Source organism: Ruegeria sp. YTSA108, from assembly GCF_059610185.1.
In genome coordinates this window covers 126,000-148,735 of the sequence record NZ_JBXWND010000006.1, presented here as the reverse complement: position 1 = coordinate 148,735, position 22,736 = coordinate 126,000, and the positions used below count along the sequence as shown (strand labels likewise).

Here is a 22,736-nt window from a genome sequence, read left to right as displayed (position 1 = left end):
GTCGGGCTATGTTCGACGAAAAGGCATGACCGGACCAAAGGAAATAGTATGCGTCGCCTGATCTTGATGATATTTGGTCTGGTTCTGTCGGCCTGTGACACCGGTTCGTTACGCGTTCAGCCGGTAGAGGAATGGCAACAACCTTCAACTGATTTTCAGGTCGATGTGCTGACCTTTCGCGAAATCAGTCAAAGGGTCGGGGATGTGGCGCGCGCAGAGTGCAAGCGGCGCAGTAATGTCAGCAACTGCGATTTTTCGATCGTGGTTGATCTGAACCCTCGCGCACCAGCAAATGCTTTTCAAACCTTGGATGACGACAATCAACCAGTCATAATCTTCACCCGCGCGATGATTCAATCGGTGGAAAACGCCGATGAACTGGCCTTTGTGATGGGGCATGAATCTGCTCATCACATCCTGCGCCATATTCCCCGCCAGTCCGAAAACTCACGAGAAAGCGCCGCGATTTTTGGCGAGCTTGCACGCATAGCGGGGGCAAATGACGCCGATCTTGAACAGGCGCAGAAGCTGGGCGCGCAGGTGGGTGCCCAGATATATGTCAAGGACTTTGAACTGGAAGCGGACCGGTTGGGAACGATCATCACGCACCGGGCAGGTTATAATCCCTTGTTAGGAGCCCGCTATTTTGCCCGAATTCCTGACCCGGGCGATCGTTTTCTAGGCACCCATCCACCGAATGCTCAGCGCGTCGAAATTGTTTTGGAAACCTCACGGCAGCTTGGGCTGACACAATGACGGGACTGAAACGGTTGGGGGTTGTCTTGACGGACCGCGGATCGAAATATGCCGTGTCCGGCGCTTTGGTCAGTTCCCGGGACGAGGTGGCAGCTGTCCTGCAGGACCTGAAATCTGACAAAAGCTATGCCAAGGCCACGCACAATACCTGGGCCGCAATCCTGCCTACTGGTGCGCTCAAGGCGGATGACGGGGAAAGCGGTGCCGGAATGGTGATTCTGCGCATGCTGGAAAGGGCCGAACTGAGCGGTCATATCGTCATTGTCACTCGATGGTATGGCGGAAAAAAGCTGGGCGGTGATCGATTCCGACGGGTGCAGGATGCAACACGGGCTTATCTGGACGAACTGGAATTGGGACTTTGACCTGCGTCAAGGCTTGGGCTGTTTCGTATTGCTAGTCTGATCGGACAAAGCGAAACGGAAAGGAATGCCAATGCCCGATCGCGAAACGCTTAGGCATCATGCTGGTCTTTTTGACCGTATGGCTGGCAAGCTGGGGGTGGATCTGCAGGAATCTGCAATCGCTGGACATATATCGGTGGATCAGATTACCGATGCGGTTCTGCGATGCACCGATTGCCCGAACCCGGGCCATTGCCAATCATTTTTGAATCAACCGGTTCTGGCAGCGCAGACCCCCGAATATTGCCGGAACCAGGATTTGTTAAGCAAGTTGATCCCTTAGGGGGGCCGCAATGCCGCGCCTTGGACACCTCATGACCCATTTGCGCCTTGTGTTGAGGATGGGGCAAGCGACGGGTACGGATATTGTGCGGGCCCACAATAAAGGTCGGCTAAGTCAGGGAGACTGGGCTGAAATGATCCGCCTGTGTCAGGGATGTGGCTGGGCGGCTGCCTGCCCGGATTGGATGGAAAGACATCCAGATGTTGCAGGAGCACCGCAAACCTGCCCGAACAAACATCAATTCGCCGCGTTGAAAGTAATACAAATGCAGGAATTGGGATGAAACACGCTGTACTGGGCGACGTGGAAAAGCACTTTTGGCTAACTCGATCCGTTGCCCGATGCCTTAAGATCTCGTTGACCGAAGCCATGTCCGACGGGCGGTTGAGCCCGGATGAATACGCCGAGATGGTAACGCGTTGCCGGGCCTCGGACTGTCACGAGAAATGCACGATATGGCTGGCGGCGCAGCAATCTGATCCCCGTTCAGCGCCCGGGTTCTGCGTAAATAGCCAGGTTTTCAACCGGCTGAAGTGATCAGATCTTGGAATGTGTCCCGTCGCAAAACGGAGGGTTAGCGCAGTTTTTACAGCCGCAGAAGAAGAGTTTCTTGCTGGTATCAGCCGTGAACTTGACCGGTTCAAAGCCGGTTCCTTTGTGAGATCCATCACAAAATGGCTGCCGATTGGACCGGCCGCACGAGCACCAGAAATAGCTTTTTCCTTCGGTTACTTCGATTGGATAGGGCGCTTTTTGCGCAATGACTGGACCTTCTGGCATCTGGTTTCTCCGTTCGCTGACTTTCCCCAGTCTATCGCCTGAACAGATGTGCCGAAAGCAGTAGCTGCCACGCGGCACCCATTCCATAGGCAATCCCCCCGGCATGGTTTTGCCTGCTTTCGCAAACGCGCTGTTGATTTTATTGCAAAATTACCAACCACACCGTATTGTGAAGTCGGCCCCATGTTCAGGGCAATAACAGAAATTAATTAGAGGAATGACGGACATGAAACTCAAATTTGCTGCCGTTAGTGCGTTTGCCCTGGTTCTGGCTGCTTGCTCGCAACAGGAAGAGCCGACACCGGTATACATTACCCCAGATTATGACAAATACGGCACGCCGAGCTGCCCGGCAGGGACAGATCTGGCGACGACCGAAGCAGGTCAGACCGTATGTAATCCGACTGCTCAATAAGATTTTCGCGGGCGGATTCCGACATAGCCGCCCGCACAATCGAACAAAAAAGCCGCCCTATGGGTGGCTTTTTTATTGCCTGTCATACGGTGTTAGGGTTTCTGTTTGACCTATTGAATTACCGAGGTCGCATGAGAAAACTTGTCACCCATCTAAAGGACCGCATCCGCTGGAGCTGGCAGGGATTGGCTGCCACTTGGCACAGTGAATACTCGTTCCGCGCTTGGGTCTGCACCAATCTTGTTTCTGCGGGTCTGGCCCTGTGGCTGCCCCTGAGCGACGGCGTTCGGGCTCTGATACTGGTGATCGGTCTGTTGGTTCTGGTGGCTGAACTGTTCAACACGGCGATCGAACGGGCGGTGGATCATACTTCGACCGAACACAATCTATTGGCCGGGCAAGCCAAAGACGCCGCCAGCGCTGCGGTGGCACTGACTGCTTTGGCTGGCGGATTGGCCTGGGTTATCGGGCTGTTGAGCCTTTTTTGACTGCCGCTGGGTCGGTCAATTCAGGTAGGTGTGGTTAGCGAAGCTTGCCCCATAGATCATATTCCCCGGCCTCGTCCACCTCGACCGAGACAATGTCGCCCGGCTTCAGGGCCTCAAACCCCTCGTCGATGAACAGATTGCCGTCAATCTCGGGCGCATCTGCGGTGGTGCGACAGGTCGCGGCCTCATCGTCGATATCATCCACGATGACTTGCAGGGTATGGCCGACCTTGGCGGCCAGTTTGGCCTCGGAAATCGCCTGAGCCTTTTCCATGAACCTTTCCCATCGGTCTTGTTTGACATCGGCAGGCACATGGTCAGGAAGGTCGTTGGATCGGGCTCCTTCGACGTTCTCGTACTGAAAGCAGCCGACGCGATCCAGTTGCGCCTCGTCCATCCAGTCCAGAAGGGTCTGGAACTCAGCCTCGGTCTCGCCGGGGTAGCCCACGATAAAGGTGGAACGAAGCGTGATATCAGGACAGGTCGCGCGCCAGGCGGCAATCTCGTCCAGTGTTCTGGCGGCCGCAGCAGGGCGGGCCATGCGTTTCAAAACATCCGGATGTGCGTGTTGAAAAGGGATATCCAGATAGGGCAGCACGTTGCTGCCCGCATCCGCCATCAGCGGGATCAGTTCACGTACATGCGGGTAGGGATAGACATAGTGCAGACGAATCCAGGCATCCAACTGACCCAATTCACGCGCCAGATCGGTGATATGGCTGCGGACCTCACGGTCTTTCCAGAGATTCACATCGTATTTCCGGTCCAACCCATAGGCCGAGGTGTCCTGAGAGATCACCAGCAATTCGCGCACACCGTTATCGACCAGCTTTTCCGCCTCGCGCAGAACAGCATGCGCCGGACGGCTGGCCAGTTTGCCGCGCATGTCCGGGATGATGCAGAACTTGCATTTGTGGTTACAGCCCTCGGATATCTTGAGATAGCTGTAGTGGCGCGGCGTCAGTTGAACGTTGGCTGCAGGCAGCAGATCCACGAAGGGGTCGGGATCAGGCGGCACGGCCTTGTGTACCGCATCCAGCACCTGCTCGTACTGATGTGGTCCGGTGACGGCCATGATACGGGGGTGATGCTCGCGGATGTAATCGGGTTCGGCCCCTAGACATCCGGTTACGATAACCTTGCCGTTTTCCACCAAAGCCTCGCCGATGGCATCCAGAGACTCCGCCTTGGCGCTGTCCAGAAATCCGCAGGTATTCACAATCACGGCATCCGCGCCTGAATAGTCCGGCGAGATGCCGTATCCTTCGGCCCTCAGGCGCGTCAGAATCCGCTCGCTGTCGACCAAAGCCTTGGGGCAACCCAGCGATACCATGCCGATGGTCGGCTGGTTCGGACGTGGTGTATCAGTGATCCGGGCAGCAGGTGCCAGGTCGGGGCGGAGGTTTGGCGGGTTTGTGGTCATGGCGCGGCATATAGTGGGGAAAGCTTCCCCTTGCAAATGCGCTGCCGTCTTTGAATGATCTTTTTATAGCGTGCCAAATAAGTCGGAGAGCAGAAAATGAAATGGCTAATGCGCATCCTGTTCCTTTTGGTGGCTGTGGTCGGTCTTGTCATCGGCGCGTTGCTGCTGATGCCGGGCGACAAGTTGGCGACCATTCTGGCCGAGCAGGTCAAGGCACAAACCGGGCGTGATCTGAAACTGTCGGGGGGCGTTAAGCTGTCCTTCTGGCCTGTGCTGGGCATGGAAACCGGGGCGGTTTCCTTCGGAAATGCCTCGTGGGCGGGGTCTGAGCCGATGCTGAGCGCCGAAAGCCTGGCGGTTGGGGTCGATACCTTGGCCATTTTGTCCGGCGATGTGCTGATCAAACGGATTATTGCCGAGAATCCGACCCTCAGACTTGAACTGTCAGACGGGCGCGGAAACTGGGAGTTTGACACGGCCGTCGCCCCGACAGCCAGCGGCTCGGGTGGATCAAAACCGGCCGATGCATCGCGTGCGGTGACACTGGAGCATCTGAAACTGACTCAGGCGCGTCTGATCTTTGTTGAAAATGGATCGGCCCGATTTGATGTCGCAGATGTGGATTTGTCTGCTAGTTGGCCAGCAGTCTCGGCCCCCATGGTTCTGGATGCACAAATGCCGGTTCCGGGCGGTGAGGCCCGCGTGGATATCAAGATACCCGACTTGCCGGCCTATGCCACGGGCGCGGCATCCGAGATTGAACTTGCACTTGCGGCCCCTGGTGGTGACATCGGATTTGACGGGCGCGTCAACCTTGCCGGAGAGATGGACGGCAAGCTGCAGTTGAAAACCAAAGACACGGAAAAAATGCTGGCCGCGTTCGGTCAGGAGGGCGTTGGAGTGCCGCACGGGTTGGGCCGCGCTGCGAATGTGTCGGGGCAAATGACTTATACCAGAGATGGCCGCATATCTGTGCGCGATCTGGTGGCTTCACTCGACAGTAACCGTTTTACAGGCGAAGTTGATATTGTAATTTCCAACCCGCCACAGATCACTGCTCGGTTGGATGCCAGTGATCTTGATCTTTCTCGCTATAATCAAAGTGGTCAGACGGTCTCGTCCAGTTCCAGCGGTTCCGGCGCGGGTGCTGCCTCGGAGGGGTGGTCAAGGGAACCGATCGACGCCTCGGCGCTGGCTTTGGCCAATGGTGAAATTCGACTGACAGCCAAATCTATCGCGCTGCCCGAGCTGACGCTTGGCCCCAGCGACCTGACAATGCGGCTGGACCGGTCTCGGGCTGCATTGGAGATGAACCCGGCAACCTTGTTTTCCGGAACGCTGAACGGGCAGGTGGTGGCCAATAATCGGAATGGGTTGTCCGTTGGCGGCAAGATAAAGGCCAAGGGCATTGACCTCAAACAAGCTCTGACAGCCTTGGTCGGGGTCGAGCGGCTGTCCGGGACCGGGTCAGGATCATTCGAGTTTCTGGGCGTTGGCCAGAATGAGAATCAGATCATGCGTTCTCTCAGCGGTAAGGGCCGCTTGGATGTAGGAAAGGGGCTGATATCGGGCTTTGACCTTGATCGTCTGATGGGACGAGGCAAAGGATCGGGTGGCACCACCGTGTTCAACAGCCTGACGGGTAGCTTCACCATTGATCAGGGCGTTTTGCAGAACAACGATTTGTTGATGTCGCTGGACAATTTCCGCGCGGATGGCAAAGGAAAAGTCGGGATCGGAGCGCGCAATATCGACTATCTGTTCACGCCGGTCGCTCTGCGTGCGAATTCGGGAGAGGGCCTGTCGGTTCCGGTGCGTATAGTTGGACCATGGAGCAATCCGTCGATCAAGCCGGACCTGACCAAGGTGATCGAAGCGGCTGCCGGAGGAAAAGTCAAAGAGCTTGAGGATGATGTCAAAAAGAAAGTCATCGACAAGATAGGCGGCGATACCGGTACGGCCGGGACTGACGGTGACAGCGTCGAGGATGCGCTGAAGAACAAGCTTGAGGACGAGGCCAAGAAAGGACTGCTTAAGCTGTTTGGCGGAAATTGAAGTGTCGGGGCCAGAGCCCCGACACCAACGCTCAGATGGTCTGGTCGTAATCTCCGACACCAGGTTCGGTTCGGATGACCGCGTCGATATCCGCAAAAATGGCACGCATCTCTTCTTCGCTTTCGCTGCTTTCGCAGACGACCACCAGATTGGGCGTATTCGACGAGGCGCGCACCAACCCCCAGCTGCCATTGTCCAGAATGACTCGGGCACCGTTGACAGTGACCACTTCCTTGATCGGGCGACCTGCAAGCGTCTCTCCGGCTTCGGATTTGGCGACCAGCTTTGCGACCAAACGGTCGAGTATGTCGTATTTCTCGGTATCCGCTGCATAGGGGGACATGGTCGGTGTCGACCATGTTTTCGGTAGTGCCTTTCGCAGGTCGGACATGCTTTGGTCCGGGTTGCGGTCCATCAGTTTACAGATCTCAACCGCGACGCGCATGCCGCAATCATAGCCACGGCCAATCGGTTCGGCCAAAAAGTAATGCCCCGACTTTTCGAACCCAGCCAGCGCGTTGATCTCTTTGACTCGCCGCTTCATGTGGCTGTGGCCGGTTTTCCAATAATCTGCCTTGACCCCGCGGGCCTTCAACTCGGGGTCGCTGGCAAAAAGGCCGGTTGATTTCACGTCGGCGACAAAGGTGGCATTGGGGTAAATCTTGGCCAGATCGCGGGCCATGATCACGCCGACCTTATCAGCAAAAATCTCCTCCCCCTCGTCATCCACAACGCCACAGCGGTCACCGTCACCATCGAACCCCAGCGCCATGTCGGCACCGCTGGCTTTCACGGTATCGGACATGTCGTGCAGCATTTCCATCGCTTCTGGGTTCGGGTTGTAATGCGGGAAAGTATAGTCCAGCTGGTTGTGGCTGGGCACGACTTCGACCCCCATGCGTTCAAAGATTTCCGGGGCAAAGGCGGATGCGGTGCCGTTCCCTGTGGCACAGACCACTTTGAGAGGCCGGGATATTCTGAAATCGCCGACCAGATCGTCGATATAGGCCTCTTTCACGCCATCAACGAATTCGTAGGACCCGCCAGGGTGGGTCTGCCCTTCGCCATTCAGAACAATGTCTCGCAGCTCTGACATCTCGTCCGGGCCATGGGTCAGGGGACGTTCGAACCCCATCTTGACCCCGGTCCAGCCATTTGGATTGTGGCTGGCCGTGACCATGGCCACGGCTGGAACGTCCAGATGGAACTGAGCGAAATAGGCCATCGGGCTAAGCGCCGGACCGATATCCTTTACCTGAATTCCCGCCTGCATCAGGCCCAGGATCAGGGCATTTTTAATGGCCAGAGAATAATCACGATAATCATTGGCTACAGCAATCACGGGTTCAATCCCACGCTTGCGCATCTGTGTGCCCAGACCCAACCCCAGTGCGGTCATGCCCGGCAAGTTGATCTCTTCTGGATATTTCCAGCGGGCATCATATTCGCGAAAGCCGGTTGGCTTGATCATTGCGTCGCGCAGAAAGCTCCAGGTGTTCGGAGTCACCTCGGGGTTGGGTTTGGTCATGGGAATACTCTTGTTCAGATTTGGATAGGGTTGGCCTTGGCCAACGCATCAAAACGCATCAATGTATCGATGAGCTGCGGCATCTGGTCCAATGGGATCATATTAGGACCGTCGGAAGGTGCAGTATCAGGGTCCTGATGGGTTTCGATAAAAACCGCACCGATGCCAAGCGAAACCGCAGCGCGGGCCATCACAGGCGCGAATTCTCGCTGCCCACCAGTAGAACCACCCTTGCCGCCAGGCTGCTGTACCGAGTGTGTGGCATCCATTACGACCGGGTATCCCGTTTTGGCCATCTGCGGCAGGCCGCGCATGTCAGCGACCAACGTATTATATCCAAACGAAGTTCCGCGTTCTGTCAGCAGGATGTTTGTGTTCCCAGTGCTTTCTACCTTGCTCACGATGTTGCCCATCTCCCATGGGGCTAAAAACTGTCCTTTTTTGACATTAACCGCCTTGCCGGTTTCGCCAGCTGCGAGCAGCATATCTGTTTGTCGGCATAGAAAGGCAGGGATTTGCAGCACGTCCACAGCCTCGGCCGCAATCGCGCACTGGGCTTCGGTATGTACGTCTGTCAGCACTGGAATGCCCATGGTTTTGCGGATGTCATCCAGAACCTTGAGCCCTGTGTCTATTCCCATACCTCGCGCACCCGACAGTGAAGTTCGGTTCGCCTTGTCATACGAGGCTTTAAAGACGTACTGCGCCCCGGCGGCGTCGCAGGCCTCTTTCATTTTTCCTGCGATCATTTGAGCATGATCGGCAGTTTCCAGTTGGCAGGGACCGGCGATGATCGTCAGCGGAAGATCATTGCCGACCGTGAGATCGGAGATTTTTACATGTTTCATGTGTCTTACGAGGATACCTGTTCACGAAGGACCGACGCGGTAAGCGAGATCATCAGGTAGATACCAGCAAACAACAGGAAAGCCAAAATCGTATTTTCGAACTTGCGCGGATAGCTGGGTTCCTGACTGGGAACAGGATTGACGGAAACCGTCAGATACCGAACCTGACGATTGGCTTCGGTCCTGGTTGTCTCCATATGCTGCATAGCTGATTGCAGGATCATATCCCTAGCGGCCAGATCGGCCTGTGCCATCTGAATCCGAACACTCAGCCTGGCCAGCGAATTCTCGCCGGCAGAGACATCCAGCATTTCGGCGTTCAATTCCTCCAGCACAACCGTAAGCCGTGCGATGTCGGCCTGTGCGCCATCCACCTTGGCTTTGTTTGGGCGGCGATTGTCCAACAAGGCTGCAAGCTGCAGTTCTTTGTCCTGAATAAGCGTCTCGATTTCGTTTATGCGGCCCCGCAACCCGGCAATGACGCTTTCAGGGTCAAGGATTGCGCCTTGCAGCTGAAGCTCGATCAGGTCTTCCTGAGCTTTCTTGCGTTCTTCCTGAGCGCTTACAAACCCTTCCCGGGCATCTTTCATCTGGTCTTCGCGTTTCTTTTCGGTCAGCGCGTTTACCCGTTGCTCGGCATAGGAAATCAGTTCTCGTGAAAACGCGGCCGAAGTCTGGGGGTCAGGTGTCGCCACCTCCATCCGGATCAGGCCATCGGTCGGGTCATATCCGACCGTGATCATGCGTTTGTACAGCTTGTAAGCCTCTTCGAGACTGGCGTCCGGGGACAATCGCTGAATGGGGTCGATCCAGTCCTGTTTGAACACATCAGCGAAACCGGCCTCTGTGTCCAAAAGTTCAAGCGCATCTTTCGATTCTAGAAACTCCTGGGTGGCAACCGAATCCTGCGTGGTCGCAAATTGGGTCCCTGCCAGAAGCCCTCCGATAGAGCCCGCGCCCCCGTCCGCCTGAAGGATCAGAAAGGCAGAGTTGCTGGCGTACATTGGGGTCGCGATCCGATAGAAATAGAGACCCACGACAAAGGTAGGTAGCAGGACAAAGGCCGCAAGCCGTGCAAACAGAGCGAACAGTTTGCGACGGCGGCGGCGGGCGATGTCCCTCTGAATCTGTCCGATTTCACGTTCACGCCGCTCGGCCGGGCTCATCTCCGGTCCGGGCAAGTTCTCTGGTGCATCTTTCACGGTCTGGGGCAGGTGGATCGTGATGCGATCATTCGTCTGCTCGTCCGAAGTTTTCTTTTCCGAGGCAAGGTTCAGCAGACTGGAGCGTTCAAACGGATCAATTCCCTTTTTGCGCAACAACCGAACTGCATCATAGTCCGAAGTCGCCGCAAGACCGTTTTTCTGGGCAAGACGACGTGCCACCCGCAGTTGGCGGCCGGTCAGTCCTTCGCGTTTGATAGCGTCGATCTCGGTCCCTACTGGCGGTTCATTTTCTGGGCCGGGCGCCTTTGTGGCCTGGCGAATACGCGAGATCGCGTCTTCGCGCGTTTCGGCATTTCCCGCAGACCGCCGTTTGCGGCGCCAGTTGTATTTATCAGCCCTGGGTTTGGTAGTCATATAACTGCTTTGCCTCTTCCAAGGTTTCGAACAAGTGAAGCTGACCATCCACTAATACCGCCGCCTGACGCGCGAATTTTTCAAGCAGGGCCGGGTTGTGAGAGACGATGACCAGTGTTGTCGTGCGCAGCCGTTCCTGCAGAATGTCGCCTGCCTTTTTGTTGAATTCAACATCCGTTGTGGCCGGCATCCCTTCGTCGATGAGGTACATGTCGAAATCCAGAGCCAGCATCAACGCGAATGTGAACCGCGACCGCATACCGGATGAATAGGTCGCCAGCGGTTGATTGAAATATTCACCCAGGCCACACAGCCAACTGCAATATGCCTCGACATAGTCCGGGTCCATACCATAGATCTTGGCGATATAGCGCGAGTTCTCCAGAGCCGACAGCTTGTTTGAAACTCCGCCGGTAAATCCCATCGGAAAAGAGACGCGGCAGGATTTGCGAATGACCCCTTCGTCGGGTTTCTCTAGTCCGGCCATCATGTTGATCAGGGTGGTTTTCCCGGTACCGTTCGGGGCCAGAATACCGATGGATGTGCCAAGTTCGACGCGAAAAGACACTCTGTCCAGAATCACCTTTCGGCGCGTCCCGGTCCAAAAGGACTTGCTGACATTTTCAAACTCAAGCATCCAAGGCCTGCGGGTTTATCTTGTTGTTGCGCCGTTCGGATCGGCGAAAGAACGGTACCTCTACGGCGCCATATAGGCCACATTATGTCGAATTATGAAACAAATGATCAATGCGTTCCGGGGGTCGTTTTTGGTAATGTGACTTTTGCATCTGTTGGCGTCTGGATGTGTGTTACCTATCTTGCTTTCAGAACACCAACCATCTGATGCGGCACTGATTGCGATCTCATGAACCCACTCGAAAAAGAAATAGAGGCCTGCCGTATTTGTGCTGACCGATTTGCGGCAACTGAAACCGCGCATGAACCAAGACCCATTGTCTGGTTCCGCAAAGACACGCCCATTTTAGTCTGTGGTCAGGCTCCGGGGGCACGAGTGCATGCGTCGGGTCGCCCTTTTACCGACCCTTCCGGTGATCGGCTTCGGGCGTGGTTGGGTGTTGATGAGGAGCTGTTTTATGACCGTTCACGTGTCTCGATCGTTCCAATGGCGTTTTGCTTTCCCGGCTATGATGCGCGCAAGGCAGATTTGCCTCCTCCGCCAGTATGCGGTCAGACTTGGCATGATCGGGTCATGGCGGATCTTGGGCCTGTGCCGTTGACCATTCTTGTCGGGGGGCACGCCCATAGATATCACCTGAAGTCACGTGGGTCAGTCACCGAAACCGTCCGCAACTGGCGGGACTATGCGCCGCGGATCTTTGCCTTGCCTCATCCGTCCTGGCGGAATACGGCATGGATGAAGAAAAATCCGTGGTTCGAAGCCGATCTGTTGCCGGTTTTGCGTGCACGGGTGCAAGAGGTTCTGAATGACTGAGATTTCGGCTCTGGACGCCGCCCATGCCGCGGCTGAGGCCGCTCCGCAGGATGATGCGGCCCGTCTGCGTTTCTTTGAGCGGCTGGCTGACAGTGAGCTGTTCCTGATGCTGACGGAAGAGGCAAAGAACGAGAATATTTCGCCCGAATTGTTCGACGTGGCAGACGGGCGTTTTGTGCTGGCTTTCGATCGTGAAGACCGGCTGGCCCGCTTCGCAGACCGCCCGGTGCCCTATGTTGCGCTGTCGGGGCGGGTTTTATCGTCTATGTTGTCGGGGCAGGGGATCGGGCTGGGGTTGAACCTTGAAGTTGCCCCGTCCTCGATGTTGATCCCGCCCGAGGCATTGGGCTGGTTGGTGGAAACTTTGCAGCATGGTCCCGAAGAGGTGCAACAGCACCTGTCCGAGTTCCTGGCTCCATCGGGGTTGCCCGACGAACTGCTGACAGCTTTGGACGCCAAGCTGGCTACGGCCATTGGGTTGGCGCAAGCCGCCTATCTGGTCAGCACCAAAACGGCTGAAGGTGGTTTCGGGCATTTGCTGGGATTTGTCGATGCCGTCGAAGGGGCAGAGGCAGCTCTGGCTAAGGCCGCGTCCGAAGCGCTTACCTTTTCCGGGGTCGAAGCTGGGGCAATGGACGTAGGTTTTTTCAAATCAAGTGACACGGCCGCAGCGTCTTTGGCGCGGGTGGGTTTGCGGTACGATCTGCCGCAGCCTGAGGCACGTGTGAATGCGCATATCGCTCCTGGGCGCGATCCGGACAAACCGCCTTTGCTTAAGTAATGGCAGAATGGGGCTTCGCAGATTGATCCGCGAAGCCCGGTTTGTTTACTCGGCTGCCGGCTCTAGCTTGTCCTGTGTACGCGTTTCAAAGTCGCCAGCCTCGTGGCGTTCGTGAAGCTGTGTATGCTTTTCGCCGAAGGCACGATTGACCATGCGACCGCGTTTCACGGCGGGACGGGCGTCAATCTCCTTGGCCCAGCGCATGACGTTCTTGTAGGATTCGACGTCCAGGAACTCGGCTGCGCTGTACAGGCGCCCAAGAACCAGTTGTCCGTACCAGGACCAGATCGCGATATCGGCGATAGAGTAATCCTCGCCTGCGATATAGGTTTTCTCGGACAACTCCCGATCCAGAACATCCAGCTGCCGCTTGGTTTCCATGGCAAAGCGGTTGATAGGATATTCCCATTTCTCGGGCGCATAGGCGTAGAAATGGCCAAACCCGCCACCCAGATATGGTGCACTGCCCATTTGCCAGAAAACCCAGTTCATCACCTCTGTCCGTTCGGGCCCGGATTCGGGTAGGAAAGCGTTGAACCTTTCAGCCAGGTGAAACAGAATCGAGGCACTTTCGAACACGCGCACAGGTTTTTCACCGGACCGATCCCACAGGGCAGGGATCTTAGAGTTCGGGTTGGCCTCTACAAAGCCCGAACTAAACTGATCTCCCTCGCCGATGTTGATCAGCCAGGCGTTATACTCGGCCTCTTCATGGCCTAGCGCCAGAAGCTCTTCCAGCATGACGGTTACTTTTACCCCGTTCGGAGTAGCAAGCGAATAGAGCTGCAGAGGATGGCGCCCAGCAGGCAAATCCTTGTCATGAGTTGCCCCCGCAATCGGGCGGTTGATATTAGCGAATTGTCCGCCGTTTTGGCTGTCCCATGTCCAGACCATAGGGGGCGTATAGGTCGATTGCTCGCTCATTTATTGCCTTTCTCAGCAAAGTTCGGGTGAATTATCCGTTCGCTTGAACAGCTAATATTGCAAAGGGCAAAGTCCAACCCTGCCTGTTGGGAAGATTTTGTAACATTCAGTGCAAAAGACTTCACGTTTTCTCATTCGATGTCACAGCGACGCGAGCGGGACTGCGTTCGATCGAGGAATCACCTATTCTCTGCACAGCCCCGTATTCCGGGCCGATCATCCATCCAATAAAAAAGGACCGCCCTTATGAAACGACTTGCCTGGACCTTAGTTGCGACCTTGGCATTTGCCATGCCTGCCCTTGCAGGAGATCAGTATGTGGACGGCACCGGCTATGCGGTGTCGGGATATGACGTGGTTGCCTATCGCAGTCTGGATCAGGTTGCTGTCGGTCAATCACAGCCCGAAGCCGTCCGCGGAAGGTCAGATATTACGGCCGAATACAACGGCGTTACCTGGGCATTCTCGACCGAAGAGAACCGGGACAAGTTCATGGAAAACCCTGCTTATTATGCGCCGCAATATGACGGTCACTGCGCCTATGGCGTGTCACGCGGCGGCAAGGTGCCTGCGAACCCGAACCTGTGGCGGATTGTTGATGACAAGCTGTATCTGAACATTACCGATGTGGTTGTCGGGTTCTTTGAAGAAGATATTCCCGGCAATATCAATCTGGCTGAAGGAAACTGGCCGGGCATCGAGGCCGACGGGGCCTCCAGCAGCGTGATCCCGAAGTTTACCTCCGAAGGCCCGGTCACAAACTGAGAGTTCTGCAACGGATGCAAAGCCCGGCATTGATTTGCCGGGCTTTTTGTTTGTCATCCGGCCAACCAGTACTCATCCTGCGTTTGCTGGTCGGCGTTGAATCTGATCCGCACGCTGCGGGCGCCCGGAAATTTCTTGGTCGCAAGCGCAACGGGTACGACAACTTCGCCAGTGCCCGCATCTTTGGACTGAAAGCTCAGAATCTCTGTCTTGACGCGCTTGGAGCCAGCGAGAACACTCGTCGGCAATGCGACGCGGTTAGCACCTTCGCAGACAGGTGCGGAAATGAAATAAGTCAGGTTGCGGCCATGCAAGCCGACAGCGTCCGGAATGTGGTCAGCATCTTGCAGGCGATCCGCATCTTGACTGTCCACCGGGGTGTCCTGCAAGTGGGGCAGCGCCGTATTCAGCATTGCACGACAGGCATCAATATCTTGGGTTTCCAGCTGAATAACGCGTTTGCGCAATCGGGGGCGGCGTGGTTTCCCCGCCGCCGAGCCCGCCAGACCTTTCCCGGCCAGCCCCTCGCTGCGCAGCAAATCATAGGCCGCCTTGGCGTTGGCCAAGGCCGCACCGTCTCCGCCATTCTTATCGGGGTGGGCTTCGAATGCGATGTCGCGCCACGCTTCTCGAATGTCATCTGAACTGGCGCTTTGAGCCAGACCAAGTGTGCCGAATGCATTGGCGCGGGCACTAACCTTGTCAAAAGGTTCCATACTAAATTCACTCATAAACAAACTATACGGTCCCACAATGAATGGGCGGCTGCTAAAGTCAAATTTGTAACAGAATTGAACGGTTTACCGCGACAATGAATAAGGCTTCAGTTGGATTGTTCAAGTGGCCCCTGTTAGGCAGGGCAATCCCAACTTGTTCCACAAAAACACCCGGGGTTTTGGCCCCGGGTGCACAGTCTGAAACAAGCGGATATCAAGCGACGTTCTGAAGCTCGGCCTTTGGTGTGACTCCAAGGGCAAAGCACACATCCCGGGTCAGTTCCGGCCGGTTCAGGGTGTAAAAGTGGAGCTTGTCTACTCCGCCCTCGATCAGGTCTGAACAAAGTTCTGTGCACAACGCGGTGGCCAGCAGGTCTTCGCGGTCGTCACGAATGGCCTTCTCAAAGGCATTCTCGATCCAATCCGGAATATGTGTCCCGCATCTGCGTGCAAAGTTGCGCGCCCCTTTCCAGTTTTCGATTGGCAGGATGCCCGGAACGATGGGCTTGTCGATCCGTGCCTTTTCACAGGCATCGCGGAAGCGGAAAAAGGTCTCGGCCTCAAAGAAGAACTGAGTCAGGGCTTCGTCGGCCCCAGCGTCCAGCTTGGCCTTTAGCCAATCGACATCGGCGGAAAAATCCCGTGCTTCCGGGTGTTTGTCTGGATAGGCGCCAACACGGATGCTGAACATCTCGGTTTCTGCCAGTGCTTCGATCAATTCGACCGAGTCCGCGAACCCTTCCGGGTGCGGCGCGAACCGATCCTGACCCTTGGGTGGATCGCCGCGCAAAGCGACGATGTTCTCCACGCCCGCCCGAGCAAAGGTATCTGCGATTTCCAGTGTTTCCTGACGTGACGCATCCACACAAGTCAGATGTGCAGCAACAGGCAGGCCAGAGGACTTGTGCAGTGTGGCCACCGCATCGCGCGTCAGCTCGCGCGTGGTGCCCCCCGCGCCATACGTGACAGAAACAAAGCGCGGTTCAAGCGGTGCCAGTGTTTGCACCGTATCCCAAAGGCGGAATGAAGCCTCAAGTGTCTGTGGCGGGAAAAATTCAAATGAAACTTCTGGTCTTGTCATCTCGGCCTCACGGGTGAAATCTCTGACCCTTGTGCCAGCTTACGCATTGTGAGACAAACTCATATTATTCAAGAACAACATGAGTTTCACACAATGCATATCGAATTCCGCCACCTGCGTACGATCAAGGCGATCCATGAATGTGGCGGGCTTGCCCGTGCCGCAGATCAACTGAACATCACTCAATCCGCGTTGAGCCATCAAATCAAAGGCCTAGAGGATCAGGCCGGGGTCGAATTATTCTTGCGCCGGTCCAAACCGATGAAACTTTCGGCGGCCGGTTTGCGGCTGTTACGCCTGGCCGAGCAGATCCTGCCGCAGGTCGAGGCGACACAGCAGGAGTTCTCTTCTTTGCGCGACGGGCGCACGGGCCGTATGCATATCGCCATTGAATGCCACGCCTGTTTTGAGTGGCTGTTCCCGGTGCTGGAATCCTTTCGTAAATCCTGGGGCGATGTGGATGTCGATATCCGCCCCGGCCTGGCCTTTGATGCCTTGCCGGCTTTGCAAAAAGAAGAGGTCGATTTGGTCGTTTCCTCGGACCCAGAAGATCTGCCCGGTGTCGAATTCATCGAACTCTTTGACTATGACGCGGTGTTTGTCGCGGCTTCGACACACCCGCTTGCCCAGAAAGAGTTCATTGAGGCCGAGGATTTTCGCGGCCAGACCCTGATTACCTATCCGGTCGAACGTACACGGTTGGATGTATTCAGCCAGCTGCTGATCCCTGCGCGGGTTGAACCGGCCGCAATCCGGCAGGTTGAGCTGACCGCTGTGATCCTTTTGCTGGTCGCGTCGAACCGGGGGATATCTGTGCTGCCGGACTGGGTCGTGCGTGAGGTGAAGTATAATTCCGACTATGTTACCCGCCCGCTGACTAAGGCGGGCATTACCCGTCGCCTTTATGCTGCAGTGCGCACCGAGGACCTTGAGAAACCCTTTGTGCAAGAGCTGATCAAGCTGGCCAAAACCGAGGCGCGCAAGCTGCAGGAGCAATAGGCACAAAACGCGGGTCTGCTATGCGTATCATTCCTCTTGGCAAGGGCGCATTGCCCCAGTATACGCGCGGTTTGACCGGACAGGAGCCTTTGGACAATGGTTGGCAGTGCAAACCTCAACATCATGATCAAAGCCGCGCGCAAAGCGGGGCGTTCACTGGTCAAGGATTTTCGTGAAGTCGAGAACCTTCAGGTGTCGATGAAAGGCGCCGGGGATTTTGTGTCCAAGGCAGACATTGCAGCCGAGGCGATCCTGAAAGAGGAACTGCTTGGCGCGCGCCCGACCTATGGCTGGCTGGCCGAAGAGGGCGGCGAGATTGCCGGCGAAGATCCCACCCGCCGCTGGATTGTGGATCCGCTGGATGGCACCACGAATTTTCTGCACGGCCTACCGCACTGGGCGATCTCGATCGCGTTGGAACATAAAGGCAAAATTGTTGCCGGTGTGATCTATGACGCCGCCAAGGACGAGATGTTCTTTGCAGAAAATGGCGAAGGCGCATGGATGAACGACACCCGTATCCGCGTTTCGGGTCGTCACCGCATGATCGAGTCGATCTTTTCGACCGGGCTGCCTTTTGGCGGACGGTCTGACTTGCCAGCGACCCTGCAGGATCTGGCACGTCTGATGCCAGTCTGCGCCGGTGTACGTCGGTGGGGCGCGGCAGCGCTGGACATGGCTTATGTTGCTGCTGGCCGGTATGAAGGCTTTTGGGAACGCCGTCTGAATGCCTGGGATGTTGCCGCCGGGATCATCATCGTGAAAGAGGCCGGTGGCTTTGTGCAGGCTTTGAACCCGGAAGGTAACGTGCTGGAGGACGGCGAGGTCATCTGTTCCAACGAGCCCATCTTTGATCAGTTTTCCAAGGTCATCCGGGGCTGAGCCAGCAACAGACAGGTCAAGCAAGCGCGCCCGATTGAGGCGCGCTTTTTCGTTTCAGAGGGTCGCGCGCTGGGCTAGATCCGCCTCTTCAGCCAATCGTGCAGCGACTGAGGCGACTGCAAGATCCTGCAACCCGACCCCGGTTCCATCAAACAGAGTGATCTGATCGTCGCTTGTCCGACCGGGGTGGTCACCATTGATGACGGCGCCGATGGGCGCGATTGCATCCTCGGTCAAGGAGCCAAGGCTGATGGCATGTTGGGCCTCGCCGATTGTCACGGACTGGGCGACCTCGTCGGTAAAGACAGTCGCCGCAGCGACGAGATCCGCGTCAACCTCCTGTTTGCCTTTGGTGTCGGTGCCCATGCAAGCCAGATGCGTGCCGGGCTTGATCCAGTCTTTCATCAAGAGCGGCTCAAAAGCCGAGGTGATGGTGATGATCACATCCGCCTGTGCGCCAAGCTCCTGTTGGCTGACGGCCTCGAATTCCAACCCAACCTCAGTGGCCACAGCTGCAAGGCGGGGCAGCATGTCGGGATGCGGGTTCCAGGCAATGACCTTTTCGAAGTCGCGCTGTTCCGCCGCCGCCCGCAGCTGGAAAGTTGACTGATGTCCGGCCCCGACCATACCAAGTACTCTTGCGTCTTGCCGCGCCAGATGCGCGATCGAAACCGCCGAAGAGGCCGCTGTGCGCACCGCTGTCAGGTAATTGCCCCCGACAAGCGCGGACAATCGCCCGGTATCGGGGTCGAACAGAAACACCGTGGATTGGTGGTTGGTCAGGCCCTTCGCCGCATTGCCCGGCCAGTATCCACCGGATTTGAGGCCCAGCACCTGACCGTCGCGGTCAAATCCCGATTTGAACCCATAGAGAGCGTCGGCATGGCCCAAAGCCTCGCGGATAACGGGAAAGTTCCACGCGCCACCTTTAGCCATCGCACCGAACACAGCCTGTACAGCGTCAAAGGCCTGCTGGCGTCCTACCAGTTTCTCGCACAGATCTTCGCCTACAATCAGCAGGCCGTCGCTTTTCATAACATCCCTCATCTCAATAGGCTTTCCCGCGGGCCGAGACCGGCCACAGGGCTTCGACTTTGCCGCCCCGTACGCCCACATACCAATCATGGACATTGCAGGTGGGGTCACAGTGGCCCGGCACCAACCTCAGCTTGTCATTGACCTTCAGTACGCCGTCTGGATCCCCGATAACCCCATGCTCGTCCGAGCACTTGAGGTATTCGACATCATCACGCCCAAACACAAAGGGCAGGCCGCTATCGACCGATTGCGCCTTGAGGCCGGCGTCGCAGATGGCCTTGTCTGCTTTGGCATGGCTCATGATGCTGGTCAGGATGAACAGCGCATTTTCCCATTCTCCCTGATCAATCCGCTGGCCGTTCTGATCCAGAATCCGCCCATAATCCGCGTCCATGAAGGCGTAAGAGCCGCATTGCAATTCGTTGTAAACGCCCGAGTTACTTTCGAAGTAATAGGAACCGGTGCCGCCGCCCGAAACCAGTTCGCACTCGATCCCTTCTGCTTTCAACCCGGCGACAGCGTCTTCGACCATGGCAATGGCAACATCCAGCTTCTCTTTACGGGCCTCATAGGTATCGAGATGTTGCATCGCACCCTGATAGGCCTGAATGCCGGTGAATTTCAGATTTGGCGCTGCTTGCACAGCTTTGGCAATCTCGATGACCGCCGGTGTCGTGGTTACACCACAGCGCCCTGCGCCGCAGTCGATCTCGATGAACACTTCCAGTTCTGTACCGTGACGCGAAGCGGCAGCCGACAGGTCGGAGATATTGTCGATATCGTCCACGCAGACAATGATACGCGCGCCGAAATTGGGCAGCCGTGCCAGTCGGTCAATCTTGGCCGGGTCGCGCACCTGGTTGGATACAAGGATGTCCGTAATGCCGCCACGGGCAAATACCTCGGCTTCCGACACTTTCTGACAGCAGACGCCGACCGAACCGCCCAACCGCTCCTGCAGCTTGGCCACATCGACCGATTTGTGCATCTTGCCATGAACACGATGGCGCATCCCATGGGCCTTTGCGAAATCGCCCATCTTTCGGATGTTGCTCTCTAGCGCGTCCAGATCAAGGATCAGGCAAGGCGTCTGTATCTCGCTTTCGTCCATGCCGATCGCGGCAGGGATGTCGAAACCGACCTCGAGGTCTTCAAAATTTACGGTCTTGTTCATGTTGTTTCTCCTTACCCTTTCAGCCAGGGCAGTTTGTCCAAGTCTACATTGCCACCGGTCACGATGACGCCAATGCGCTTGCCTCGGAAAACCTCTGGGTTCTTCAAAATGGTTGCCAGAGGAACCGCCGAAGATGGTTCCATCACCACGCGCAGGTGCTTCCAGGTCAGTTTCATCGCTTCGATGATTTCCTCTTCCGAGGCGGTAAAAATATCGGTCACGTGGTTGGATACGAAATGCCAGGTGTTTTCTTTCAGGGGCACCAGCAGCCCATCCGCGACTGTCTTGGGGGCGTCATCTGCGATGATATGACCGGCCTTGAAGGACCGGTAAGCGTCATCCGCCTGTTCCGGTTCCGCTGCATAAATTGCGGTCTCGGGCGCAAGGTTCGAAACCGTCAGACAGGTGCCTGAAATCATGCCGCCACCGCCGATGGGCGCGATAACGGCGTCCATACCACCAGTCTGTTCCAGCAGTTCGGCGGAGCAGGTGGCCTGACCGGTAATCACACGCGGGTCGTTATAGGGGTGAACAAATTCGCCACCGGTTCTGGCCTGAACCTCGGCAAATGTTGCTTCGCGCGAGCTTGTCGAAGGGTCACATTCGGTGATTGTACCGCCATATCGGCGAACTGCATCCTTCTTGGCCTGCGGGGCTGTGCGCGGCATGACCACATTGCACGGAATACCGCGGCGGCCGGCCGCATAAGACAAAGACAAGGCGTGGTTGCCGCTGGAATGCGTGCAGACACCCTTGGGCATCAAATGGTCTGCAAGGCCGAATACAGCGTTGCAGGCCCCACGCACCTTAAAGGCCCCGGCTTCTTGGAAATTTTCGCATTTGAAGAACAGCTGCGCGCCGGTCAGTTCATTCAGGTGGTCCGAAGCCATGACCGGAGTTCGGCGGATATGCGGTTTGATCCGATCATGCGCGACACGCATGTCCTCGATCGTCAGATCCGCGGCAGAGGGGTGATCCAACATTGTCATTCTCCTTACGCCGCGGCCTCGGTTCGGTTGCCGGGTGTGGCGCGAAAGTGTTCCTGGGCTGCGGCGACGCCAGAGCCCAACGTGATCGGATAGCTTAGATCGGCCATTGCCATCTCGATCGTACAGAGTCCGGACAGGACCATCGCATCTGTCAGACTGCCCAGATGCCCGATACGGAACGCCTTGCCGTGCAACTGGCCCAAGCCAACACCAAAGGACATCCCGTAGGTGTTAAAGGCATGGTCGGTCAGAATGTTGCTGTCGAACCCTTCGGGCACGTAGATTGCGCTGACCGTGTCCGAGTAAAGGTCTGGCGATTGAGCAACCAGTTCCAGCCCCCAAGCATCGACGGCGCGCCGGACGCCCTCGGCAAGCCGATGATGACGGGCGTAAACATTCGGTAAGCCTTCTTCAAACAGCATCTTCAGGCTTTCACGCAGTCCGTAGATCAGTTGCAGAGGTGGTGTATAGGGAAACCCTCCGGTCGCATTGGCCGCCATCATATCCCGGAAATCGAAAAAGGTCCGGTGCAGCTCTGCGGTTTCCATCGCGTCCAGCGCTTTCTGGCTGACGCAAAGGATGGCCATGCCAGTGGCCAGCATGAATCCCTTCTGCGATCCCGAAACCGCGATGTCGACGCCCCAGCGGTCGAACTCGAACGGTACAGAGGCCAAAGAGCTGACGCAGTCCACCATCAAAAGCGCCGGATGATTGGCGGCATCCATCGCCCGCCTTACAGCCCCGATATCCGAAAGCACCCCTGTCGCCGTCTCATTATGAGTGACCAGAACGGCGCGAATTTCATGCGCTTTGTCCCCACTCAGAACAGTCTGAAATTGGTCAGCGGGAGCGCCGCTGCCCCAAGGGCAGTCGATGACCTGAACGTCAAGCCCGTGACGTGTGCACAGATCAATCCAGCGGTGGCTGAAAACGCCATAGCGCGCAATCAGGACCTTATCACCTGGGCTGAGCGTGTTGGTGATTGCAGCCTCCCATCCACCTGTGCCGCTGGCGGGAAAGGTAACGATCTGTGCCGCAGCCGTATCAAAGACCTTCTTGGTGTCTTCCAGTACGGGTGCAAATGTCTGGACAAAGTCCGGCGCGCGATGATCCTGCGTCTGGACCTGCATGGCAAGGCGCAATCTATCAGGTATGTTGGTCGGGCCGGGAATGAAAACCGGGTTTTGGTTCGACATGGCTTGTTCCTCTGCTTTGGAGATAAGTGTCCGGGAAAAAGCTGCATTACGCAATTTTCTTGAAAAATATTTTCATTTATTTAAGATAAATATTAAGCTACTGATATATTAAACTTTTCCGTTTTTCATTTTTACGTGCAGGAAATCCGGACGCGAGAAACTCTGGACAGCTGAAAGG

Annotated in this window: 26 protein-coding genes; 13 read left to right on the top strand and 13 right to left on the bottom strand. The window is 56.4% G+C overall.

Translation table 11 applies throughout. The features are described from left to right. Positions 1–48: 48 nt before the first annotated feature. The 5 genes from AC2FHW_RS10885 to AC2FHW_RS10865 all read left to right on the top strand — a co-directional run bounded on the left by AC2FHW_RS10885 (position 49) and on the right by AC2FHW_RS10865 (position 1,980). Positions 49–756, top strand: coding sequence for a M48 family metallopeptidase (locus tag AC2FHW_RS10885; RefSeq protein ID WP_271949271.1), 708 nt, complete (start codon positions 49–51; stop codon positions 754–756). Further along, positions 753–1,121 carry a YigZ family protein gene (locus AC2FHW_RS10880; RefSeq protein WP_142636608.1) on the top strand — a complete coding sequence of 123 codons (369 nt, stop codon included), beginning with the start codon at positions 753–755 and terminating at the stop codon, positions 1,119–1,121. The genes AC2FHW_RS10885 and AC2FHW_RS10880 overlap by 4 nt, the downstream gene beginning before the upstream one ends. Before the next feature lie 64 nt (positions 1,122–1,185). Next, positions 1,186–1,443: a DUF6455 family protein gene (locus AC2FHW_RS10875; protein WP_281994965.1), complete on the top strand. Its 258-nt coding sequence runs from the start codon at positions 1,186–1,188 to the stop codon at positions 1,441–1,443. Between the two features lie 10 nt (positions 1,444–1,453). Then, positions 1,454–1,726, top strand: coding sequence for a DUF6455 family protein (locus tag AC2FHW_RS10870; protein WP_496821911.1), 273 nt, complete (start codon positions 1,454–1,456; stop codon positions 1,724–1,726). Then, positions 1,723–1,980: a DUF6455 family protein gene (locus tag AC2FHW_RS10865; RefSeq protein WP_271949278.1), complete on the top strand. Its 258-nt coding sequence runs from the start codon at positions 1,723–1,725 to the stop codon at positions 1,978–1,980. The genes AC2FHW_RS10870 and AC2FHW_RS10865 overlap by 4 nt, the downstream gene beginning before the upstream one ends. Here the strand turns inward: AC2FHW_RS10865 and AC2FHW_RS10860 are convergent, their stop codons facing one another. Continuing rightward, complete coding sequence (locus AC2FHW_RS10860; RefSeq protein ID WP_142636614.1) at positions 1,981–2,223, bottom strand: CDGSH iron-sulfur domain-containing protein; 243 nt, start codon at positions 2,221–2,223, stop codon at positions 1,981–1,983. Positions 2,224–2,449: 226 nt separating this feature from the next. On the opposite strand from AC2FHW_RS10860, the gene AC2FHW_RS10855 reads away from it, so the two are divergent. After that, positions 2,450–2,638, top strand: a complete 189-nt coding sequence (locus AC2FHW_RS10855) for a hypothetical protein (RefSeq protein WP_142636616.1) — start codon at positions 2,450–2,452, stop codon at positions 2,636–2,638. 131 nt (positions 2,639–2,769) lie between these two features. Further along, positions 2,770–3,126: a diacylglycerol kinase gene (locus AC2FHW_RS10850; RefSeq protein WP_496690995.1), complete on the top strand. Its 357-nt coding sequence runs from the start codon at positions 2,770–2,772 to the stop codon at positions 3,124–3,126. A gap of 34 nt (positions 3,127–3,160) precedes the next feature. Here the strand turns inward: AC2FHW_RS10850 and rimO are convergent, their stop codons facing one another. Then, a complete protein-coding gene (gene rimO, locus AC2FHW_RS10845) occupies positions 3,161–4,549 on the bottom strand; it encodes a 30S ribosomal protein S12 methylthiotransferase RimO (RefSeq protein WP_496821909.1) in 1,389 nt (462 codons plus the stop codon). A 96-nt stretch (positions 4,550–4,645) separates the two neighbouring features. Here rimO and AC2FHW_RS10840 point away from each other — a divergent pair, with 96 nt between their 5' ends. After that, entirely contained in the window at positions 4,646–6,604 is a 1,959-nt protein-coding gene (locus AC2FHW_RS10840; protein WP_496677666.1) for an AsmA family protein, read from the top strand. Positions 6,605–6,635: 31 nt separating this feature from the next. Here the strand turns inward: AC2FHW_RS10840 and AC2FHW_RS10835 are convergent, their stop codons facing one another. Genes AC2FHW_RS10835 through AC2FHW_RS10820 form a run of 4 tightly spaced genes read right to left on the bottom strand, consistent with a single transcriptional unit; the run spans position 6,636 to position 11,197 of the window. Beyond that, positions 6,636–8,132 (bottom strand): phosphomannomutase/phosphoglucomutase, encoded by a 1,497-nt coding sequence (locus AC2FHW_RS10835; RefSeq protein WP_281994962.1) that lies wholly within the window; start codon positions 8,130–8,132, stop codon positions 6,636–6,638. A gap of 14 nt (positions 8,133–8,146) precedes the next feature. Further along, the gene (gene kdsA, locus AC2FHW_RS10830; RefSeq protein ID WP_496821907.1) at positions 8,147–8,980 is read right to left on the bottom strand and encodes a 3-deoxy-8-phosphooctulonate synthase; all 834 of its coding nucleotides are present in this window, start codon (positions 8,978–8,980) and stop codon (positions 8,147–8,149) included. Between the two features lie 5 nt (positions 8,981–8,985). Then, positions 8,986–10,560 (bottom strand): KpsE/RkpR family capsule polysaccharide export protein, encoded by a 1,575-nt coding sequence (locus tag AC2FHW_RS10825; protein WP_271949292.1) that lies wholly within the window; start codon positions 10,558–10,560, stop codon positions 8,986–8,988. Next, on the bottom strand, positions 10,538–11,197 hold the full coding sequence (locus AC2FHW_RS10820; protein WP_142636630.1) for an ABC transporter ATP-binding protein: 660 nt from the start codon (positions 11,195–11,197) through the stop codon (positions 10,538–10,540). Before AC2FHW_RS10820 ends, AC2FHW_RS10825 begins: the two co-directional genes overlap by 23 nt. Before the next feature lie 228 nt (positions 11,198–11,425). Between AC2FHW_RS10820 and AC2FHW_RS10815 the strand changes: the two genes are divergently transcribed. Together AC2FHW_RS10815 and AC2FHW_RS10810 are read left to right on the top strand one after the other, a co-directional pair. Further along, positions 11,426–12,013 carry a uracil-DNA glycosylase family protein gene (locus AC2FHW_RS10815; RefSeq protein WP_271949296.1) on the top strand — a complete coding sequence of 196 codons (588 nt, stop codon included), beginning with the start codon at positions 11,426–11,428 and terminating at the stop codon, positions 12,011–12,013. Continuing rightward, on the top strand, positions 12,006–12,794 hold the full coding sequence (locus AC2FHW_RS10810) for an SseB family protein (RefSeq protein ID WP_281972684.1): 789 nt from the start codon (positions 12,006–12,008) through the stop codon (positions 12,792–12,794). Before AC2FHW_RS10815 ends, AC2FHW_RS10810 begins: the two co-directional genes overlap by 8 nt. Positions 12,795–12,839: 45 nt before the next feature. Here AC2FHW_RS10810 and yghU read toward each other — a convergent pair whose 3' ends face one another. Continuing rightward, positions 12,840–13,718 carry a glutathione-dependent disulfide-bond oxidoreductase gene (gene yghU, locus AC2FHW_RS10805; protein WP_496821906.1) on the bottom strand — a complete coding sequence of 293 codons (879 nt, stop codon included), beginning with the start codon at positions 13,716–13,718 and terminating at the stop codon, positions 12,840–12,842. Positions 13,719–13,964: 246 nt separating this feature from the next. Between yghU and AC2FHW_RS10800 the strand changes: the two genes are divergently transcribed. Next, positions 13,965–14,483 carry a YHS domain-containing (seleno)protein gene (locus tag AC2FHW_RS10800; protein WP_496821904.1) on the top strand — a complete coding sequence of 173 codons (519 nt, stop codon included), beginning with the start codon at positions 13,965–13,967 and terminating at the stop codon, positions 14,481–14,483. Positions 14,484–14,536: 53 nt separating this feature from the next. On the opposite strand, the gene AC2FHW_RS10795 is transcribed toward AC2FHW_RS10800, so the two are convergent. Beyond that, on the bottom strand, positions 14,537–15,199 hold the full coding sequence (locus AC2FHW_RS10795) for a J domain-containing protein (protein ID WP_496789635.1): 663 nt from the start codon (positions 15,197–15,199) through the stop codon (positions 14,537–14,539). A gap of 214 nt (positions 15,200–15,413) precedes the next feature. Next, positions 15,414–16,280 (bottom strand): methylenetetrahydrofolate reductase [NAD(P)H], encoded by an 867-nt coding sequence (gene metF / locus AC2FHW_RS10790; protein ID WP_496821902.1) that lies wholly within the window; start codon positions 16,278–16,280, stop codon positions 15,414–15,416. Between the two features lie 93 nt (positions 16,281–16,373). On the opposite strand from metF, the gene AC2FHW_RS10785 reads away from it, so the two are divergent. Further along, positions 16,374–17,279: a LysR family transcriptional regulator gene (locus AC2FHW_RS10785; protein ID WP_142636644.1), complete on the top strand. Its 906-nt coding sequence runs from the start codon at positions 16,374–16,376 to the stop codon at positions 17,277–17,279. A 96-nt stretch (positions 17,280–17,375) separates the two neighbouring features. Next, positions 17,376–18,161 carry an inositol monophosphatase family protein gene (locus AC2FHW_RS10780; RefSeq protein WP_142636646.1) on the top strand — a complete coding sequence of 262 codons (786 nt, stop codon included), beginning with the start codon at positions 17,376–17,378 and terminating at the stop codon, positions 18,159–18,161. Positions 18,162–18,215: 54 nt separating this feature from the next. Here the strand turns inward: AC2FHW_RS10780 and bhcD are convergent, their stop codons facing one another. From bhcD to bhcA, 4 genes are read right to left on the bottom strand one after another with little or no spacing between them, the layout of a single operon-like run. Continuing rightward, a complete protein-coding gene (bhcD, locus tag AC2FHW_RS10775; RefSeq protein WP_496677675.1) occupies positions 18,216–19,196 on the bottom strand; it encodes an iminosuccinate reductase BhcD in 981 nt (326 codons plus the stop codon). A 13-nt stretch (positions 19,197–19,209) separates the two neighbouring features. After that, complete coding sequence (bhcC, locus tag AC2FHW_RS10770; protein ID WP_496821900.1) at positions 19,210–20,373, bottom strand: 3-hydroxy-D-aspartate aldolase BhcC; 1,164 nt, start codon at positions 20,371–20,373, stop codon at positions 19,210–19,212. Between the two features lie 11 nt (positions 20,374–20,384). Continuing rightward, positions 20,385–21,356: a beta-hydroxyaspartate dehydratase BhcB gene (gene bhcB, locus AC2FHW_RS10765; protein WP_496821898.1), complete on the bottom strand. Its 972-nt coding sequence runs from the start codon at positions 21,354–21,356 to the stop codon at positions 20,385–20,387. 11 nt (positions 21,357–21,367) lie between these two features. Continuing rightward, positions 21,368–22,558, bottom strand: coding sequence for an L-aspartate--glyoxylate aminotransferase BhcA (gene bhcA, locus AC2FHW_RS10760; RefSeq protein WP_496821897.1), 1,191 nt, complete (start codon positions 22,556–22,558; stop codon positions 21,368–21,370). Positions 22,559–22,736 lie beyond the last annotated feature (178 nt).

Excerpts from the sequence above, each read along its gene's own strand:
- bhcA (WP_496821897.1), bottom strand. The coding sequence starts at position 22,558 with ATGTCGAACCAAAACCCGGTTTTCATTCCCGGCCCGACCAACATACCT.
- AC2FHW_RS10820 (WP_142636630.1), bottom strand. The coding sequence starts at position 11,197 with ATGCTTGAGTTTGAAAATGTCAGCAAGTCCTTTTGGACCGGGACGCGC.
- AC2FHW_RS10795 (WP_496789635.1), bottom strand. The coding sequence starts at position 15,199 with ATGGAACCTTTTGACAAGGTTAGTGCCCGCGCCAATGCATTCGGCACA.
- bhcC (WP_496821900.1), bottom strand. The coding sequence starts at position 20,373 with ATGAACAAGACCGTAAATTTTGAAGACCTCGAGGTCGGTTTCGACATC.
- AC2FHW_RS10825 (WP_271949292.1), bottom strand. The coding sequence starts at position 10,560 with ATGACTACCAAACCCAGGGCTGATAAATACAACTGGCGCCGCAAACGG.
- bhcD (WP_496677675.1), bottom strand. The coding sequence starts at position 19,196 with ATGAAAAGCGACGGCCTGCTGATTGTAGGCGAAGATCTGTGCGAGAAA.
- AC2FHW_RS10840 (WP_496677666.1), top strand. The coding sequence starts at position 4,646 with ATGAAATGGCTAATGCGCATCCTGTTCCTTTTGGTGGCTGTGGTCGGT.
- kdsA (WP_496821907.1), bottom strand. The coding sequence starts at position 8,980 with ATGAAACATGTAAAAATCTCCGATCTCACGGTCGGCAATGATCTTCCG.
- AC2FHW_RS10810 (WP_281972684.1), top strand. The coding sequence starts at position 12,006 with ATGACTGAGATTTCGGCTCTGGACGCCGCCCATGCCGCGGCTGAGGCC.
- AC2FHW_RS10800 (WP_496821904.1), top strand. The coding sequence starts at position 13,965 with ATGAAACGACTTGCCTGGACCTTAGTTGCGACCTTGGCATTTGCCATG.
- metF (WP_496821902.1), bottom strand. The coding sequence starts at position 16,280 with ATGACAAGACCAGAAGTTTCATTTGAATTTTTCCCGCCACAGACACTT.
- AC2FHW_RS10785 (WP_142636644.1), top strand. The coding sequence starts at position 16,374 with ATGCATATCGAATTCCGCCACCTGCGTACGATCAAGGCGATCCATGAA.
- AC2FHW_RS10885 (WP_271949271.1), top strand. The coding sequence starts at position 49 with ATGCGTCGCCTGATCTTGATGATATTTGGTCTGGTTCTGTCGGCCTGT.
- AC2FHW_RS10865 (WP_271949278.1), top strand. The coding sequence starts at position 1,723 with ATGAAACACGCTGTACTGGGCGACGTGGAAAAGCACTTTTGGCTAACT.
- AC2FHW_RS10875 (WP_281994965.1), top strand. The coding sequence starts at position 1,186 with ATGCCAATGCCCGATCGCGAAACGCTTAGGCATCATGCTGGTCTTTTT.
- AC2FHW_RS10860 (WP_142636614.1), bottom strand. The coding sequence starts at position 2,223 with ATGCCAGAAGGTCCAGTCATTGCGCAAAAAGCGCCCTATCCAATCGAA.
- AC2FHW_RS10850 (WP_496690995.1), top strand. The coding sequence starts at position 2,770 with ATGAGAAAACTTGTCACCCATCTAAAGGACCGCATCCGCTGGAGCTGG.
- AC2FHW_RS10870 (WP_496821911.1), top strand. The coding sequence starts at position 1,454 with ATGCCGCGCCTTGGACACCTCATGACCCATTTGCGCCTTGTGTTGAGG.
- yghU (WP_496821906.1), bottom strand. The coding sequence starts at position 13,718 with ATGAGCGAGCAATCGACCTATACGCCCCCTATGGTCTGGACATGGGAC.
- rimO (WP_496821909.1), bottom strand. The coding sequence starts at position 4,549 with ATGACCACAAACCCGCCAAACCTCCGCCCCGACCTGGCACCTGCTGCC.
- AC2FHW_RS10780 (WP_142636646.1), top strand. The coding sequence starts at position 17,376 with ATGGTTGGCAGTGCAAACCTCAACATCATGATCAAAGCCGCGCGCAAA.
- bhcB (WP_496821898.1), bottom strand. The coding sequence starts at position 21,356 with ATGTTGGATCACCCCTCTGCCGCGGATCTGACGATCGAGGACATGCGT.
- AC2FHW_RS10855 (WP_142636616.1), top strand. The coding sequence starts at position 2,450 with ATGAAACTCAAATTTGCTGCCGTTAGTGCGTTTGCCCTGGTTCTGGCT.
- AC2FHW_RS10880 (WP_142636608.1), top strand. The coding sequence starts at position 753 with ATGACGGGACTGAAACGGTTGGGGGTTGTCTTGACGGACCGCGGATCG.
- AC2FHW_RS10815 (WP_271949296.1), top strand. The coding sequence starts at position 11,426 with ATGAACCCACTCGAAAAAGAAATAGAGGCCTGCCGTATTTGTGCTGAC.
- AC2FHW_RS10835 (WP_281994962.1), bottom strand. The coding sequence starts at position 8,132 with ATGACCAAACCCAACCCCGAGGTGACTCCGAACACCTGGAGCTTTCTG.